This window comes from Propionigenium maris DSM 9537, from assembly GCF_027925155.1.
GTDB lineage: Bacteria > Fusobacteriota > Fusobacteriia > Fusobacteriales > Fusobacteriaceae > Propionigenium > Propionigenium maris.
Window position 1 is genome coordinate 289,705 of the sequence record NZ_BSDY01000002.1, and the last position, 17,916, is coordinate 307,620.

General features: G+C 42.7%; 17 protein-coding genes. 1 reads left to right on the forward strand and 16 read right to left on the reverse strand.

The window, feature by feature from the left end; all coding sequences use genetic code 11:
• Window positions 1-10: 10 nt before the first annotated feature.
• The gene (locus QMG11_RS03175) at window positions 11-352 is read left to right on the forward strand and encodes a hypothetical protein (protein ID WP_281833390.1); all 342 of its coding nucleotides are present in this window, start codon (window positions 11-13) and stop codon (window positions 350-352) included.
• Between the two features lie 127 nt (window positions 353-479).
• On the opposite strand, the gene QMG11_RS03180 is transcribed toward QMG11_RS03175, so the two are convergent.
• From QMG11_RS03180 to QMG11_RS03255, 16 genes are all read right to left on the reverse strand, one after another.
• Window positions 480-1,061, reverse strand: a complete 582-nt coding sequence (locus tag QMG11_RS03180) for a CDP-alcohol phosphatidyltransferase family protein (protein WP_281833393.1) — start codon at window positions 1,059-1,061, stop codon at window positions 480-482.
• Window positions 1,055-2,104: an ABC transporter ATP-binding protein gene (locus QMG11_RS03185; RefSeq protein ID WP_281833395.1), complete on the reverse strand. Its 1,050-nt coding sequence runs from the start codon at window positions 2,102-2,104 to the stop codon at window positions 1,055-1,057. The genes QMG11_RS03180 and QMG11_RS03185 overlap by 7 nt, the downstream gene beginning before the upstream one ends.
• Window positions 2,098-2,844 (reverse strand): ABC transporter permease, encoded by a 747-nt coding sequence (locus tag QMG11_RS03190; RefSeq protein WP_281833479.1) that lies wholly within the window; start codon window positions 2,842-2,844, stop codon window positions 2,098-2,100. Before QMG11_RS03190 ends, QMG11_RS03185 begins: the two co-directional genes overlap by 7 nt.
• Window positions 2,845-2,852: 8 nt before the next feature.
• Entirely contained in the window at window positions 2,853-3,737 is an 885-nt protein-coding gene (locus QMG11_RS03195) for an ABC transporter permease subunit (protein WP_281833397.1), read from the reverse strand.
• Complete coding sequence (locus QMG11_RS03200; RefSeq protein WP_281833398.1) at window positions 3,724-4,926, reverse strand: ABC transporter substrate-binding protein; 1,203 nt, start codon at window positions 4,924-4,926, stop codon at window positions 3,724-3,726. Before QMG11_RS03200 ends, QMG11_RS03195 begins: the two co-directional genes overlap by 14 nt.
• Window positions 4,927-4,957: 31 nt before the next feature.
• Window positions 4,958-5,815: a nucleoside hydrolase gene (locus QMG11_RS03205; RefSeq protein ID WP_281833400.1), complete on the reverse strand. Its 858-nt coding sequence runs from the start codon at window positions 5,813-5,815 to the stop codon at window positions 4,958-4,960.
• 12 nt (window positions 5,816-5,827) lie between these two features.
• Complete coding sequence (locus QMG11_RS03210) at window positions 5,828-6,826, reverse strand: phosphotransferase (RefSeq protein WP_281833402.1); 999 nt, start codon at window positions 6,824-6,826, stop codon at window positions 5,828-5,830.
• Complete coding sequence (locus QMG11_RS03215; RefSeq protein WP_281833404.1) at window positions 6,811-7,491, reverse strand: TIGR04282 family arsenosugar biosynthesis glycosyltransferase; 681 nt, start codon at window positions 7,489-7,491, stop codon at window positions 6,811-6,813. The genes QMG11_RS03210 and QMG11_RS03215 overlap by 16 nt, the downstream gene beginning before the upstream one ends.
• Window positions 7,492-8,166, reverse strand: a complete 675-nt coding sequence (locus QMG11_RS03220) for a TIGR04283 family arsenosugar biosynthesis glycosyltransferase (protein ID WP_281833405.1) — start codon at window positions 8,164-8,166, stop codon at window positions 7,492-7,494.
• Window positions 8,167-8,470: 304 nt separating this feature from the next.
• Complete coding sequence (locus tag QMG11_RS03225; protein WP_281833406.1) at window positions 8,471-9,145, reverse strand: TVP38/TMEM64 family protein; 675 nt, start codon at window positions 9,143-9,145, stop codon at window positions 8,471-8,473.
• A gap of 120 nt (window positions 9,146-9,265) precedes the next feature.
• Entirely contained in the window at window positions 9,266-10,810 is a 1,545-nt protein-coding gene (locus tag QMG11_RS03230; RefSeq protein ID WP_281833407.1) for a rhodanese-like domain-containing protein, read from the reverse strand.
• A gap of 87 nt (window positions 10,811-10,897) precedes the next feature.
• Window positions 10,898-13,489 (reverse strand): FAD-dependent oxidoreductase, encoded by a 2,592-nt coding sequence (locus tag QMG11_RS03235; protein WP_281833409.1) that lies wholly within the window; start codon window positions 13,487-13,489, stop codon window positions 10,898-10,900.
• Window positions 13,490-13,599: 110 nt separating this feature from the next.
• Entirely contained in the window at window positions 13,600-14,439 is an 840-nt protein-coding gene (locus tag QMG11_RS03240; protein ID WP_281833411.1) for a sulfurtransferase, read from the reverse strand.
• A 39-nt stretch (window positions 14,440-14,478) separates the two neighbouring features.
• Entirely contained in the window at window positions 14,479-15,384 is a 906-nt protein-coding gene (locus QMG11_RS03245; protein WP_281833412.1) for a sulfurtransferase, read from the reverse strand.
• A 149-nt stretch (window positions 15,385-15,533) separates the two neighbouring features.
• Entirely contained in the window at window positions 15,534-16,157 is a 624-nt protein-coding gene (locus QMG11_RS03250; protein WP_281833414.1) for a metal-sensing transcriptional repressor, read from the reverse strand.
• A gap of 285 nt (window positions 16,158-16,442) precedes the next feature.
• A complete protein-coding gene (locus tag QMG11_RS03255) occupies window positions 16,443-17,915 on the reverse strand; it encodes a sensor histidine kinase (protein WP_281833415.1) in 1,473 nt (490 codons plus the stop codon).
• Between the last annotated feature and the right edge of the window lies 1 nt (window position 17,916).

The window sequence follows — 17,916 nt, forward strand, 5'->3', positions numbered from 1 at the left end:
GGATAGGCCTATGAAGAGATTACTCATACTAATGGGAATTATTTTTTTACTTTCCGCCTGCACATCCATCAGAGAGAGGGAGGAGCCCGTTGTCTACAAGGGATACTATATCGGTGGTAACGAGGTTAGGTCCTACAGATTGGATGGCACCGAAGAATGGATGTGGGTTGTGGATAATACCAGCGAGGTGGAGAAGAAGTATCAGTCCTTTAAGTTAAAACCCTATGAGGAGGTTTATCTGGAGGTAGAGGGAGTCATAAGAGATAACGATACCCCTGGAGAACTCTCAAAGGACTATGAAAAGTTGATAGAGATCCATACTATCATTAAGATAATCCCCCTGGTAAATTAAGAGGAGCATGACGCTCCACCCTTTTTAACTTCATGTAATGATTTTTTATGATGGAATTAATCTGTAATTCTATACTTTCCTTAGCAATAAAAAAAGAGGCTAACCCTTCTAGATTAGCCTCTTTTTTCTATGAAAGCAGTCTGGCTGCTTCCCTCATCCTCTGAAGTGCTGTAAACACAATCAGACCAAAGAAGATTAGGGTGATCACCTTAAGGTAGGTAGGGAATATTAGCATCAGAGAAAAGAAGATAAACCCTTCCGTTCTCTCTGCAACCCCTGCCTGATAGTAAAATGACTTCTGCCCCTTCTTCTCTGCCATCATTCCAGTGGTAAGAAATACCGTCATGGAAAAGATTATACTGCATGTAAGAAGGAGAAGTTGAAACTGCTCTCCTGGATACCTCAGGGCCAGTCCTATGATTATAGCTATCTCCACCAGCCTGTCAAAGGTCATATCAAGAACGGTCCCAAAGGGAGTAGATCCCTTCTCCCTGGCAATAGTTCCATCCACTGCATCTAGCAGACCAGATATCCACATGATAACCACACCTATGACTCCCATGCCGTAAAATGCAAATACTCCTGTGGAGATTCCCAGTAAAAATGCAATAACTGTAACCTGGTTTGCACTCATATTATACTTCATAAAAACCTTGGCCACCTGGTATATCAGGGGCTGGAAATACTTTCTTCCATGTGTATCTAACATAATCCTTCCCTCTTTATATAAATGATATTTTTCTTCTTATATGAGACCTTTACCCTCTGTCCCACCTCTATATGGAAGTCCACTCTATTCTGCACTACCTCTACCTTCTTCCCCTCTATATCCAGAATAAAGTGGTAGAATCCACTCTTAAAGGAGATATCCTCTACCCTTCCTTTAAAATAGGAACTTCCTATACTTTCCGGTGCACCTTCCTCAACTACTCTCATATCCTCAGCTTTCAGAGCCACTACAACTCTTCCCTCGGAAGTTTTCTCATCTACCTCCACCTGAAAGTTATCATCCCTCAGAATTCCACCTGATACTTTCCCCTTGAAGATATTGTTTATTCCAAGGAACCTGGCCACAAACTCATCCCTTGGGTTTTCATAGAGCTTCTGGGGATTGTCCACCTGAACGATGCTCCCATTATCCATAACTGCTATCTTATCTGAGAGGTAGAAGGCCTCATCCCTGTCGTGGGTTACAAATAGGATGGTACTCTTGTACTTTCTCTGGATCTCCTTGAGAAGCTTCTGCAGCTTCCCCCTCAGCTCCTCATCCAGGGCTGAAAAGGGCTCATCCATAAGGAGGACCTTGGGCTCCATCACAAGGGCCCTGGCTATGGCCACCCTCTGCTTCTGGCCTCCGCTCAGGTCGTTGGGGTGCCTCTTCTCAAAACCTCCAAGTCCCAGTTCAACCAGGGCGTCTCTGGCCTTGGTAAGCCTCTCCTTCTTTCCTACCCCCTTCATCTTCAGCCCAAAGGCCACATTGTCCTCCACACTGAGGTTGGGGAGAAGAAGGGAATCCTGAAACACCATGGAAAGTCCAGTCTCAAAGGTAGACCTTCCCCTGATATCCATACTATCTATTTCTATACTCCCCTGAAACTCCCTCTCTATTCCAGATATCACCCTTAGCAGGGTGGATTTTCCGCACCCGGAACCTCCAAGGAGGGTAAAAAACTCCCCCTTCTCTATTCTCAGATCCAACCTCTCTATACTAAATTCATCGTACTTCTTTGTTACACCTTCCAAAACTACCATATCTTTTCCCCTGACATTTTTTTATTGTATATTCCCTTTACCGACCTCTCCAGTAGGAAGATCAGAAGGAAGTTAATCGTTATATATGAAAAGCTGTACACAGCTCCAGCACCCATATCCCCGCTGGAGATATATGGAAACATAAGAATGGGTACAGTTATTATCCTTCCTCCCCCTATTATAAGGGTATTTAAGTACTGAGCAAAGGATACAATTATTACTAAGCTCCCCCCTGCTATTACAGCTGGCATTATATGGGGAAGGGTTATATAGAAGAACCTCTTCAACCCGTTGGCTCCCATTATCCTTCCCATCATCTCATACCCCTCTCCCAGGGTACCATATCCCACTATAGTAGACCTTATATAGTAGGGAAGGGTAAGTACCGTGTGTATGAGTATCACTCCCAGCATAGTCTCTGAAAGCCCAAGCTTTATAAAGGTAAAGTATATCCCCATACTGGTTACAAAGGAGGGAATAATTAGAGGCAGAAGTATAATAAGCTCCACCAGCCTCTTTCCTCTGAACTCCCTCCTTGCCAGCACACTGGCTGCAGGAGTTCCTATGGCTATATTCAGTGCCAAGGTAGCCACTGCAACTATTATAGTGGTAGCAATGGCCCTGTAAGTCTTTACATCGGTATATACATAGAGCCAGGTATCCGGCCTCAGGCTCTCCATAATTAGAGCTCCAAAGGGAAGCAGGAACAGTATCATAACAACTATATAAAGTATCTTCATCTTCTTCACTACTCCCAGGCCCCCTTATTCTTCCCTACAAAAAATTTATTTATGAAGTATACCAGGACTCCGCTTCCAAGACTTATGAAGGAGATTATCATATTTATCACCATAAGGCTCGGCCTGTCAGCTAGGCTTCCCCTGGAGTATATCTCATAGGCTCCCACAGCAAGAGCCTTGGGATAGGTTACCCCCAGTATATAAGGCACTTCAAAGGCCGTAAATATATAAGCCAGTACTATAAAGAAGCTCATGAGAAGGGAGGGTCCCATAAGTGGAAGGGCTACCTCCATAAAAAATCTCGTTCTTCCCACATTAAATATATGGGCAAGTGAATCCCACTTGCTCTTTACCCTCTTCAATACAGGTATGGCCATCATTACAATAAAGGGAGTTGTTTTCCAGATGTAGGCTATCATTATTCCCACTCCCCCTCTGTCATTGGTCAGTATGGGAAAGCTGCTGTACCCCTCTATAACCCCCAGAGCTACAAGAAGCTTACTTATACTCCCGCTCTGCATAAATAGGATCAGTATCAGGTAGGAAGCTATCAGGTATGGCACAAGAAGAGGACTCTCTACAATCTTCTGAAACCTCTCCTCCTGTACAAACTTCCTCTCCATATTTAAGTATATTATATAGATGATGATAACTGAGATTATAAGAGATACTGTAGATGAGACCACAGCCATCTTCGAGGTAAAGAGAAGGGAGTCCCAGAAACTCCTACTCCTTACAGTTTCCATATAGTACTCCAGTGTAAAAGAGGACTCTCCCACTATCCTATAGAGACCAAAGCTCTGCAGAAATCCCTGAAAAAATCCATAGAGGAAGAAACCGCCTATAAACAAAAGCGTTGGAGCTATATAGAGATATTTTTTAATTTTTTCCAACGTACTCCATCCACCCTTCTTCAATTATCTCCAGCTTCTCTGGAGATAGTTCTCTTACTCTTTTTTGCCCCATCTCCTCTAGAGACGGAATAGCATCAGATTGTCCAACCCTCTCAAATGCCTCTCTGTCCTCAGAGGAAAGCTTGTTCATGTCAAGAATTGTAGAATCTCCCCAGTTCTGAGGATCCTGCTTGGCAAGCTGTGCCTCCTCTGAAAGAAGATAGTTTACTACATACACCGCTCCTGCCTTATTCTTTGAGTTAGCAGGTATACTCAGGTAGTGGTTGTTAAAGAGTGTTCCCCTGTCTAGAAGGAAACTCTTGCTGTCCTCAGTAAACTCACCAGTGGCAATCTTGCTTGCTACCTTGTTGATAGTGTATCCCATAGTAACCTCTACCTCTCCGTTTCTATAGAGGGTATCCAGCTTCCCCTGGCTTTCAGGATAGGTTTCTCCATTTCTCCATAGGTATGGCTTGATTTCATTTAAGTAGCTCCATACATCTTCAAGAGCTTCTCTGAACTCCTCGCTGCTCATCTCCTGGGCTCTCTCCTCTCCCAGTATATCGATAACCATATTTCTTACAAAGGCACTTCCCGTGAAATCAGGTATGGAAGGATATGTAAATACCCCAGGATTAGCCTCTACATAATTTTTCAGACCCTCATAGCCTCTGAAGGGAACCTCCCCCTGAGAACTGTGGTAGATAAAGTTAAACTGTGCCTCTCCCCATGGAGCTTCCAGGCCGTCTACACTCTCTCCAAAATCACTTACAAGGGTAGCATCCTTTACCTTCTCCTTAGCAGGAAGATTTTTCACAAAGTCACCCCAGAGAACTCCGCTTTCCTTAAGAAGCTTGAAGTTTTCACCATTTATCCATATAACATCTACACTTCCGTCCTTCTTTCCTGCCTGCTTTTCCACTATAAGCTTATTTACAGTGTCCTTTATATCTGTAATCGGAACTCTGTTTAGGTAGATATCATTTTCCTCCTTGAGGTTTTTAGCAATGATGTTGTCCATAAACTTGTTTACCTCTGTGGATCCACCCCACATATAGATATTGACCTTCGTCCCCTTAGATCCCTTAACCACATCATCCCACTTGTAGTCGAGACCTAAACCTTCATCCTTCTTCTTACCGCAGGCTGCAAAAACCAGCACCAATAGTATTAAAAAAACTTTTTTCATCAACTCTCCCCCTCCAAACTTTTATTGTTAACTATGCTCCGTATTTATTCTGAAATGATTCAAAGGCTTCAAAGATAAGTGAATTAAACTTCTTCATATCCAGGATCTCCCCAGGCATGACTATCTCCTTGATCCCCTTCTCATCTAAGTTCAGGTCTCCCATTTTCAGGCTTTCCATATCAGGAGTTATCCTGGCCATGTCACCTGTGAATAGCTCCTTATGGCTCATATAGATGGCTGCAGCCATATCCCAGTTACAGAATCCCTCTATTCCAAACTTATTATTTATCCTCTCTACCCAGTGGCCGATGGAATCCTCGATAAATCTGTAGACCCTTCCCTCTCTTCTGTAGAGTTCCTCCAGCTCCTCTGGACCAAACACAGCCTTGGCAGTAACATGCCCATTTAGAATTGAGATCTTTGCCTCAGATGAGAGTACATTGTAGGCAGCCTCATGGTTGCACGCAAAGTTAAGCTCCTTTACCTCTACTCCGTTTATTACAAGGGGCTCCACCACTCCACCCATAAGGTATATCTCATCCAGGTTACTGTAAAACTCAGGATCATACCTATGAGCTGTATGGAGGTTGCTCATAGATCCCGTTGCCAGCACTGTGATCTCTCCCTTATGTTTTCTTGCTTCCTCAGCCAGGAATCTACCTCCCTCCTCTCCAGCAAAGACCTTTATATCATCTATCTTCAGCTCCTTAAGAAGCTTGGCAGTTGCCTTCTCTACCTCCTCCAGGGTACTGTTTCCATAGGTAAGGGTAAGGCCCACAAGGTCTATATCCTCCCTCCCTAGAAGGTAAAGAAGGGTTAGTCCGTCATCCACATCCTTTCCCACTATCCCCATTGTATTGTCGCAGTCAAATATAACCTTTCTCTTCATCTACATCTCCTTTTATCCTATCCAGTCCTTTAATAGATTATTCATAAAATCCATCTCCAGGTATGATTTTATCTTTTTATAGGTCTCTGGGTTTCTTATATCCTTATTGGGATCCTGATACTCAACATAGGCATAGGCACACCAGCTGAGAGCTCTCAGATAGAGGTATGGAGTATACATCCTCACCCTCTCTCTTATATTCTTTTCTGGAAACCTCCCCTCATACACCCTGTAAAACTTATCTATCTCGTCCTGTGAGAGAAAAATATCCGTTCTCCAAAGGGTAGTTGTGGGAGCAAGAAACTGAGTTATATCCTGGCAGGGATCACTTATTACCGGCTTCTCCCAGTCTATGAGGTAGCTCCTCTCATCCCCTATTATAAAGTTGTGGGAGTTGACCTCGGTGTTGTTTATTGCCTTCCACGGATTCTCTATAAAGTATCTCTCCATCCCTGCATTTTTATCACACCACGAGAGAAACTTTTCAAAAAATCTCTTGGTATCTCCACCCACATGGGAACTCTCCCAAAACTTTTTTAATAAGTTATTCGCTTCCTTCAGACGGTCGCTGAATATATAGTTCTCAGTGATGAGGTGGTCAAAATCCTCCCTTTTAATCTCCAGAGAGTGGATACCGGAAAATATCTCAGCTGCTTTCTTCAGGTCCCTCCTGTAGTCCAGAGGCCTTCCCTCCAGGTAATCCATCACCAGTATCCCGTAATCCATCAGCCTCCTACTTCCATCCACAAAGTGGGCTCTGGGGGTGTACCCCGACTCCTCCAGCCTCTTTAGAGCGTTGTACTCATACTCTATCTGGTTGGCTACTCCTATCTGGCTTCCGGTATTTACCCTGAAAACATACTTGTTCCTTTGATCCTCCAGTACATAGTTCTTGTTGTACTCCCCCTGGGCCAGGAAGGATACCTTAAAGTCCCTCTCCAGGTTCAGATCCTTCCTTAGGCTGGATCCCTCTATATACTCATATATATCCTTGATTAACTTCTCCGACATAGTAACCTCTCCCTGATATTTTCAATAAGATATCTTCTGGTGTTCTCACAGGAACTATCCTTCTCTATCCTCTTCCAGAACTCCTTCAGATCCTCCTTGGTATCTATATCCTCGTGGGATTTTATAAGTCCCACCTCTACTCCGCTTCTCTTAATCACCTCCAGGGTTTCCTGAAATACTTGGGGAGTCCCCCACTTTATCCCTGGGTCAAATACCATCTCATGGAGGTTATTCATCCCCACCAGGTAGTATCCTCCGTCCAGGGTGGGACCAAATACAAGATCCTTGAATTCCAGCTCATCAAAGGCTCCCTCAAGGTCCTCTATACCTACCTCAGGGATATCAGCTCCCATGAGCACTACCCTCTCATATCCTTTTTCAAAAAGGTCTGCAAAGATATTCTTCATCTTCTCTCCCAGATCTTTTCCCCTCTGGGGAAGGGTAGTCATTCCCTCTCTGACTATATCTTCTATAACCTCTAGAGGTCCCTCATCCCCGTAGAAAAGATAGAGGTCCGTATCCTCTACCTTGGACCCAGTCTCTACAATATCCCTCAGAAAGGCTCTGTGAATTTCTGCACATTCCTCGGGACTCAGAATCGTCATAAGCCTGGTCTTGGTCTTATTGGGTATAGGTATTCTTGTCATTATAACCAATGCTTTCATCTAACGTACCTCTCTATACATCTTGTTTAATTTTTCTGGGGAAACACCTGCCATATAGAGTATCTTCATCTTCTGCATGAGAAGAAAGGTCCTCCATATCCCTCCAGAGGTAAAACGCCTGGAGGATGTGCCTATCCTCATTCTGAGCCTTCTCACCCTCCCCAGCCTCTTTATCCTCAGGGAAAACTCAAAGTCCTCCATTATGGCGATCTCTGGGAATCCTCCCATAGACCAGAACTTATCCCTTCTTACAAAGATCCCCTGATCTCCGAAGAATAACTTTGCCATACTTCCCCTCAGGTTGGATGTAAGGGCAATATACTTCATAAAGAGGTTCTCTGTATCATAGAAGTAGAGGGAAAATCCTCCCCCTATATCTCCGCCCTCTATACTCCTCTCTATAGCCTTCAGGCTTTCCTTCTCCACTATACTGTCCGAGTGAACAAACCATAGGATATCTCCCCTAGCTTCCTTAGCTCCCGCATTCATCTGAAGAGCTCTTCCCTTGGGAGCCTCTATTACCTTAGCCATGGTGGAAGCCAGCTCTACCGTCCTGTCTGTACTTCCCCCGTCTACAACTATAATCTCCTTCTCTCCCTCAAGGGCTGTGAGCCTGGTAAGGATTTCAAATATGCTTTTCTCCTCATTTAATACAGGTATAACTATACTTACCATCCTTCCCCCTTCTGCTTTCTATCCATTATGTAGCTTTAATATCATCATTTAATTTTTTAACATCTTATCTCTGCAATTATCAAAGCTTATCGGAGGAGCTTTTCTCCTTTTTTTACATCTTTCTGCCTTCCTAAAATTGCCTCAACTTCCTTATTTTACTATATCTCCTTTAACCTTTACAACAAACATATGGATTTTATTATAAAAATTAAGGGATTATAATTCCCTCCTAAAAAAAATGGTATACATACCCCTCAGGCTTGTATACCACTTTAAAGGAAGACCCACAGCATCTCAATTCAAACTAAGACTTCTTTCCCTTCCTTGCAACTAACTTAGTTACCACAGTTATAGCAAAAAATATAAGGGAAGCTACAATTGCCAGCCTTGTTGCCTTAGCTGTATCTCCAGAAGCTACTGCTCCTGCCAGAATTACATATACCGATGTCCCAGGTATTATAAAGATAGTAGATAAGATCGAATACTGAAGAAACCCTATGGAAGTCAGCCCGTAAACATAGTTCTGGATTCCAAAGGGGAAGATGGGAATAAGTCTTGTGGTAGCAAGAATAAACCACCCCTGGCTCTTCACTCCCTCATCTATCTTTTTAAAGGCCTCAGTATCTCCAAACTTCTTCTCGATAAACCCTCTGGCTATATACCTGGCTATGAGAAAGGCAAGGGAGAGGCCTATTCCCGCCCCTATTACCGTATAGATTACTCCAAAGAGAGCTCCAAAGATCAGTCCCCCCGCTATGGTCATAGGTACTGCTGAGATCCCAGTTATAGTTACCAGTATATAGGCCACTATATATACCAGGGGGCCCCATATGCCAAATCCCTCTATAAAAGCTTCCATCTTTCTTCTGTCCTTGAGGTACTCTATTGCTCCTGTCTTAAATAGGAGAAATACTATGACCACTATGACCACTACTCCCACTACCTTACCCAGGCTAAGTCCCGATCTCTTTTCCGTCATTTTCACCATCTCCCTTTGAACAATAAAATAACTAGATCAGTACCTTATATAGCATACTTTTTATCCTGGAACAAATAAATCTATAGGGGGAATTCCCCCTATAGATATGATTTTTTTATCCTATGCTGCCTTTGTTGATCCCTTAGACTTTTTTGCAATTAACTTAGTTACAAGGGTAAGAGCAAAGAAGATCAGCGATGCTGTCAGAGACATCTTAATAGCAGTTGCCTTATCTCCAGAAGCTACTGCTCCTGCCAGAAGAACAAATACAGATGTTCCTGGAAGGATGAAGATAGTAGAAAGTAGTGCGTACTGAAGGAATCCTATAGAAGTCAGTCCATATACATAGTTCTGAATTCCAAATGGGAATACTGGAAGTAGTCTTGTAGTTGCAAGAACAAACCATCCCTCATTTTTTACTCCGTTATCGATCTTCTTGAATACATCTGAGTTTCCAAACTTTTTCTCCATTGGCTTTCTGGCAATGTATCTAGCAATAAGGAATGCCATAGACAGTCCTAGAGAAGCTCCTATAGCTGTATAGATAGTTCCCATTACTCCACCAAATACAAGTCCCCCCACTAAAGTTATAGGAAGCACTGAGATACAAGTAATTGTAATTAGCGCATAGATAGCAATATATGCTGCTGGTCCCCATGCTCCAAGGCTTACGATTACCTTCTCCATCTTTTCTCTGGACTTAAGGTAGCTGAATACCACTCCAAACATACCTGGCTTTTCCAGCTCCACATTACCGTTTACAGCGTTGTATGACCACTCGATCCAAGAACCGTCATAGTTCTTTACATTCTCCCATCCAAGAAGCTCACTAAGTACAAATGTCATGTGAGCAGATCTTACTCCAGACTGACAGTATGAGATTACAGTTTTATCCCTTGTGATCCCTTGCTCTGCAAGGATAGCCTCTATCTCCTCTCTGGATTTAAATGTCTTATCTTCATTTACCATCTTATCCCACTCGATATACGCTGCTCCAGGGATCTTTCCCTTTGCAAAAGCTCCAGCAAACTGAGCTAGTCCGTCGTGCTCAAAGTCTGTTCTTGTATCTAGCACAACAACACTGTCGTCTGTAAGAGCTGCCTTTACATCCTCTAGAGATGCAAACTTAGCTGTATCTGCCTCCTGAGTAAACTCATACTCAGCTGCCTCTGGCTTAGCTACAGTTCCAGTTGCTACTGGCAGACCTGCCTGCTTCCAGCCGTCTATTCCACCGTCGATCATATACATCTTGTTGTGTCCGTACATGTCAAGGATCCACCATAATCTGGCAGCATCGTAGTCAGCCTTAGCACTAAGAAGTACGATAGTAGTATCTGCTGTTATTCCATATGAACCTAGAGTTTCAGCCATCTTTTCTCTGGTAGCTCTCATACCATTATACTCATACTCACCCTTGTCTGCAGAGAAGTCAGGTCTCCAGATCTGGTATGATCCCTCTACGTGTCCCGCTTCAAAGTCCGCTGTTTTTCTTACATCCAGTACAACAACATCCTCTTCGCCGCCGATTATATCCATAGCCTTTTCAGGACTAACTATTATCTCAGAGTTTGCATACTGTGCATAATCCTTGTTAGCAGTTACACTCTCTCCCATGGCCAATGTAAATGTCATTACTAAAGTTAAAAGAACTAATAATTTCTTCATCTATCCTTACCCCTCTACATCAATATATTTTAATTTTTCTTAGGATGAAGGCAGACCGCCTGCCTCCCATCCATAAAAAAGTTTCCTCTACTTTCTCTTGTTAAGCTCCATCTTAGACTTATATCTGTTTATCCACTGCTTAGCAGGTCCCATATTTCTCTCTTCCTTGGATTTGTTGTCGTACTTACCACCAAATGCCAGGTCCAGGATGTGAAGGGAATCTGCTCCTCCGCTCTCCATAGATTGTCTGCAGGCAGCACAGTAGGAGATCATGTGACCAGTTGTTGTCTCATTGGCTCTTCTCTTCATTACCCTGTCTGCTACATCTGGGTTTGCCGGTACTACCATTCCTCCAAATCCGCAACATCTTGTCTTCTCTCTGGAGTTCTCAAGCTCCTCTACCTTATATCCCAGCTCATCTACAATCCATCTGATACCGTCGTGTAGATCCGGCCTGTTTCTTGTAGAACATGAATCGTGGATATTGAATACAACATCCGATCCCTTACCTACTCCATACTGCTCCTTTGGAAGACCAATCTCTGGAAGTAGAGACCATAGAGAAACTACATCCTGCTTAGCCACCTCAGAGAATATTCCCATACAAGACTGACATGCTACGATTACAGTTTCAGCTCCCATCTTATCCAGCTCAGTCTGAACAGTTGCAAACCTCTCCTTAAACTTATCCTTCTGCCCCAGAGCCTTAGTTGGTTTTCCACAACACTTAAGAAGTGATCCCACCTCTCCGTTTAGCTTATCCTGAAGGTGCTCAAGAGCCTTTCCTACAGCTGTTGGGTTGTATGAAGGCAGTGAACATCCAGGGAAGAATACATACTTAGTCTTCTTTCCTTGAGGTGCTGGGTTGCTTGTATTAAATACCTTGGAGTATCCTAGGAACTGGTGTACATCTATTGCCTTGTGTCCCTCCATTGGAGATTTACCGTTGTTGTCCTTTACATATTCAGGTCTCATTCCAAGGAATGCACTCTTCATATCGAAGTCCTTAGGACACTTTAGCGTACACTGAGAACATGCATTACACGAGTAAGCGATCTTAGGGTCCATTGCTGCATATCCCTTCTCTAGATACTCTTCAAATAGGTGCTTAGGACACTCTGTAAAGTCATTTAGCATCAGACACTCAGTCATACAGAGCTTACAAGTACACTGAAGACATCTGCTTGCTTCCCTCTCAGCCTGTTCCTTAGTGTAGCTAGCCTCTACCTCATCAAAGGACTTGATCCTCTCCGCAGGGTCCATCTCATTGACACCCATTCTCTCTATCTTTTCTGCTGCGTCCCATCCCTCTGGAAGGTACTCAGCTGGAAGGTGAAGTTTAGTCTCATATGGCCCCTCTGCCTCTAGAGTCCTTCCCTCCTTCAGGTCCTTTCCATTAAGAAATCTGTCTACAGACGTGGAAGCTCTTCTTCCCTCTGCCATAGCTCCGATTACGATAAATGCTGTAGCACAGTCTCCTGCCACAAATACCCTCTCATCTGCTGTAGACTGCATAGTTAGAGGATCTGCTTCAAAGGTACCATTTCCTCTTCTTTCCATGCTCTCATTCCTATCAAATGATGCATCTACACCCTGACCAATGGCAAATACCACTGTATCTACATCTAATATTTTCTTATTATTTTCATCAAACTTAGGAGCAAATCTTCCCTCATCGTCGAAGATAGATAAACACTCCTTGATTACAAGTCCGCTGACTCTTCCGCTGTCATCTACAATGATATTATCTGTACCCATAGCCAAGTTAAACTTTACTCCCTCAGCTACTGCACCGTGGATCTCGTGCATAGAAGATGCCATAGCCTCATAAGTGGGCTCTAGACACACTGCGTGTACCTCTTCCACACCAGCTACTCTAAGAGATGATCTTGCACAGTCCATTGCAACATCTCCCCCACCGATTACAGCTACTCTCTTCCCTGCTCCCTCAAAGTTTCTTGTTAGAGAGATCTCCTTCAGGTACTCTGCTGCGTGGTATACTCCATTGGCATCTGAGTTTTCAAGTCTTGTGTCCACTCTTCCAGCCTGTCTTCCCACAGCTACGATCACTGCATCGTGGGTATTCTTCAGCTCATCAAAGTCGATATCCTTTCCTATCTCCACTCCAAGCTTGATAGTTACTCCCAGCTTTTCAAGGATAGAGTATTCTGTATCGATTACCTCTCTAGGCAGTCTGTACTCAGGAATACCTACTCTCATCATTCCCCCCAGTACAGGAAGCTTTTCATAGATAGTTACCTCGTGTCCCTTTCTAGCCAGATCCATAGCTGCCTGAGCTCCTGCAGGTCCAGCACCGATTACCGCTACCTTCTTTCCGCTTGCAGGCGCCTTTTCAGTGTTCCAGTTGGCAGGGTTATCAAAGTTATCTGCAGCATATCTTTTCAGGTTAGCTACCGATATAGGAGAATCTTCCTCTCCCCTTCTACAGCCACCTTCACACGGGTGTGCACATATTCTTCCTAGAGTTCCTGGCAGGAATAGCTTTTCTCTGATTAGAGATATTGCATCCTCTCCCTTTCCCTCACCTATAAGGTTTATGTACCCCTTAACATCTGTATGCATTGGACAGGCAGACTGACACGCCGGCTTAGAGTCACCCATACAATTATCTACAATATCCTGCATCCTTTCGATTACATCATTACCTAGTTTTCCCATCTATCCTCTTCCTCCTGCTACCCCGGGGGGGTATGAAAATTATAAAAAAATATTGAAAGCCCTACCCCTAGGGGGTAGGCTTTCATATTTTAAAGCGCTATACCTAGTAATTACATTCCGTAGTTCTTAGGAGCGTCTGAAGCTCCATACTCGATCCATGAACCATCATAGTTCTTTACATTGTCATATCCAAGGATCTCAATTAGAGCAAACATTGTCTGAGTTGATCTTACTGCTGACTTACAGTGTGGCATGATTGCCTTAAGATCCTTAGTTACTCCTGCATCTGCATAGATCTTTGCTAGCTCCTCCTTAGACTTGTATGTTCCCTCTGGAGTAATGTTGTTCTTCCACTCGATGAATACAGAGTTTGGAACGTGCCCCTTGATTCTTTCCATCTTAGACCTTGTATCGATTACAACCATCTCAGAATCATCAATAGACTTCTTTACCTCTGCTAGATCTGCAACTAGATCCTTGTTAGCTTCCTGTGCCACATACTTGCTTTCCTTTGTAGGCTGTGTTGGAGCTGCCATAGGAAGTCCTGCATTTTCCCACGCCATAATCTGACCATCTACTACGTATACATCTCCCTTGTGTCCATATAGGTGAAGGATCCACCAAAGTCTTGTAGCATTCATCATTCCCTCATCGTCAACTATTACAATAGTATCTGTCTCCTCTATTCCCTTAGCCGACATAAGGTTTTCGAACTCTTCCTTTGGAAGAACCATTCCGTTGATTCCGTCTACCTGTCTTGCTACATCCTTGTTTAGGATTACCATTGCTCCTGGTATTGTTTTAGCAGGAACCTTGTCCCATCTGTAGTCCAGTACTACTACATCCTCTCTGTCCTTGATCTCATTTACCTTCTCAGGTGTGATAAGTCCCCCTGCAAATGCCATTGAGCAAAGAAGAAATGTCATAACTATTCCCAATATCTTTTTCATTGTTGCCCCTCCCTGTAAAATTTATAATTAATGTTTAAATTAATTCTTGTCTGCTGGTAGATCCTTGTTATATGACCACTCGATCCAAGAACCATCGTAGTTCTTTACATTGTCATATCCAAGAAGCTGAGTTAATACAAATGTTGTATGAGCTGATCTTACTCCAGACTGACAGTAAGCTATGGCTCCTCTATCTTCAAACTCTCCGTAGATCTTTGCTAGCTCCTCTACAGATTTAAAGGTCTTATCTCCCTCATAGTTAACAGCTGTCTCCCAAGGAATAAATATCTCACTTGGAATTCTACCTGGTCTGAAGGCACCCTTCTTAGTAGTTGTTCCCTCATGCTCAGCTACTGATCTTGTATCGATAATAGGAGTTTTCTTTGTATCCACTGCACTCTTTACATCCTCTAGCACAGCCAGCTTGCTGTAGTCTTCTTTCCCCTTAAACTTAAACTCCTGTGCTACAGCCTTATCTCCAAATCCTCTCTGGAAATCAAATCCTGCAACCTTCCATCCATCAACACCACCGTCTATTAGAGATACATTGTGGAATCCATACATATCAAGAACCCACCATAATCTAGCTGCATCGTAGTCTGCCTTGGCATCATAGATAAGAACATAGGTATCTGAGTTTACTCCAAGCTTTCCAAGCTCCTTCTCCATCTTTTCCTTGCTAGCTCTCATACCTCCAAATGGGTACTCATCCTTGTCAGCTCCCATAGCCGGTCTCCACATATTCTGTGCTCCTGGAATATGACCTGCCATAAAGTGCGCTGAACTTCTGGTGTCTATTACCACCACATTTTTTTCGGTTTCCATGATCTTCTTTGCCTGCTCTGCACTTACTAGAGCCTTTGGGTTAGCATACTGCGAGTAATCCTTTGCCATTGCCACAACTGTAGTTAAAACCATTGCCACCAATACCAATAATTTTTTCATACTTTCCTCCCCTTTTCATAAAATAATAATATATATAACTCTCTCTAATACATTTATATTATTTTTTTCACATTAGTCAACAAAAATATTCCATTTAACAAGTATTTGTGTCGATTTTTTGTATTTTTTTCACATATAACAAGAAAAAATTATTTCATCATCTTCTTTACATAGGTAAAGAAGTCCTCCATGTTTCTCTCCTCATTTAAGCAAACGTTTAGGAAGAGCTCCATGATCTCCTTATTTACACTCTTCATAGCTGAGTTAATTGCAAGGGTCTGATTTAAGATATTGGCACAGTAGTCCTCATTGTCCACCATCTTCTTTACTCCCCTTACCTGCCCCTCTATCTTAGAGAGCCTTTTTATTATATCTTCCCTCTTCTCCCTAGCTTCATCCTGACTCAGCTTAGTAATAAGAGGCTGGGTATTGGAGTAGGTTTTCTGCCAGGCTTTAAGTCCCCCTGCCATATCGTAGACTTCCTCAAATCCCATCTTTACCATAAGGGCTGCTGCTGCCTTACTTCTTCCACCTACAGCACAGTAGACTAAGTAGGGAAGGGTTTTATCCAATTTTTCTATCTCCTTCTTAAAGTTGGAGAGCTTGAAAAAATCTATCACCAAAGAATTTTCAATATTTCCCTCACTTTCGTGTTCCTTTTCAGTTCTAACGTCTAGATAGACCAGTTCCTTCCTGCTATCCATTAAGTTTTTACACTCTTCCAAGGAAAGGGTTTTAAAACCTTCATTGTTTTTCTTGAAAAAATTTAACATATTCCCTCCTTAATTGCTACCCCCCTAGGGTATACATTATCATACTGTTAATTTTTTATTTTGTCAACTTAAATCCCAAAATGAACACTTTAAGAACATTGTTTTGAAAATCGAAATATTTTTTCTTGTAATTTTATAAAAAAGCCGATCATTTTAAGGTGGGGTAGTTTACCTTTTAAACTAAATAAATAAACATACTTCCAGAAGCGATTCCCCTGAAAACGCCCTCTATAAAAGTCATTCTCTACCTCTGCGAACTCTATAAAAAAAGAGCTGATCCTTGGATCAGCTCCTCTTCTTCTCTTCTTCTCTATCTATAGGAAGGCATATCTTAAATGTACTTCCCTTCCCCAGTTCACTGGATATCTCCAGATATCCCTTGTGAACCTCCAGTATATGCTTTACTATGGCAAGGCCCAGTCCTACTCCAGATTTTTTATGGGTTCTTACATTGTCCTCCCTGAAAAATCTGTCGGTTATTCTGGCAATATTCTCCTTCTTTATACCTATACCGCAGTCCTCTACCACTATCTTTACGGTATTTTCAAAGGTTTCTCCCCTTACCCTTATCCATCCATTTTCCCTGTTATACTTTATGGAGTTATTTATGAGATTCATTATTACCTGCTTTAAACTTCCCGCATCTCCTATAACCCTTATATCCTTAATATCATCGAAGTTCCAGGACAGATCTATTCCCGACTCCATGGCTATCATCTCCATGATATCGCATATATCATTTCCCATATGTGCCAGGTCCACAGGCTTAAATAGTCTTTTAAGACTTTGAGGATTCTGTGTCAGGTTGAGAAGCTCCTTGATCATCCCGTCCAGCCAGTTTATCTCCTCTAGAATCTTTAGGAGGGTTTCCTCATAGTCCTTGGCGCTTCTTTCCTGCACCAGTTCTATCTCTATCATACTCTTCATAGAAGCTATAGGTGTCTTAAGCTCATGACTTACATTGGAGGAAAACTCCTCCATCTTCTCGATATTTATCTCTACATTCTCTATAAGTTTATTTAAGGTAACAATAAGTTTATCCACCTCTCTGCTTCCATAACGCTTTGTAAAACGCTGAGAGAGGTCGAATACCTCCTCCTTATAGAGTCCTCCGGTAAACTCATTGAGCTCCCTTAGGGCTCCCAATACCTTATCCATTGCATAGTTCACCAGAAGTATCTGAACCCCGGTGAGTAAGCAGAGAACAACCAGGAGCATGAGGTTTATTGTATACTTGATATTTTTTAAGTAGGATATATCCTTGGTAAGTCCCAGATAACTTCCCTCTGGAAAGAAATCATTCTTGGGAAGAGGAATCATAAGCATATGCTTGGTACTGTAGCTGTAATACCTATTCTCCTCTATTACCTCATCTATCTTCTCCTTGGGAATTCCCTTTAACTCATAGGTTCCAAAGTTATCCCCAAAATACCCCCTGAGAACTCCCCAGGTTTTAGGGAAGTCTGAGGTGGTCATATATATTACCCCCTTAGGGGGCTCTATTACCACTATAGAAAAGAGCTTGCTCATCTCGCTGAGCTGTCTGTCCACATCCTGAGTCCCCCTTTTCAGGGTCTCTGTGAGAAGGCCTATCTCCTCCTCCATCTCCTTTTCCACCTCCATCATAACAAGGTGTTCTATGGAGTAGTTAAAAAAGGAGGATACCCCTATGAAGGTAAATATTATAAGTCCCGTACTTATAATGAGTATCTTCCCCTTCAGTCTGTCTCGGAAATAAAGAAATCTTTTAAGTTTCAAG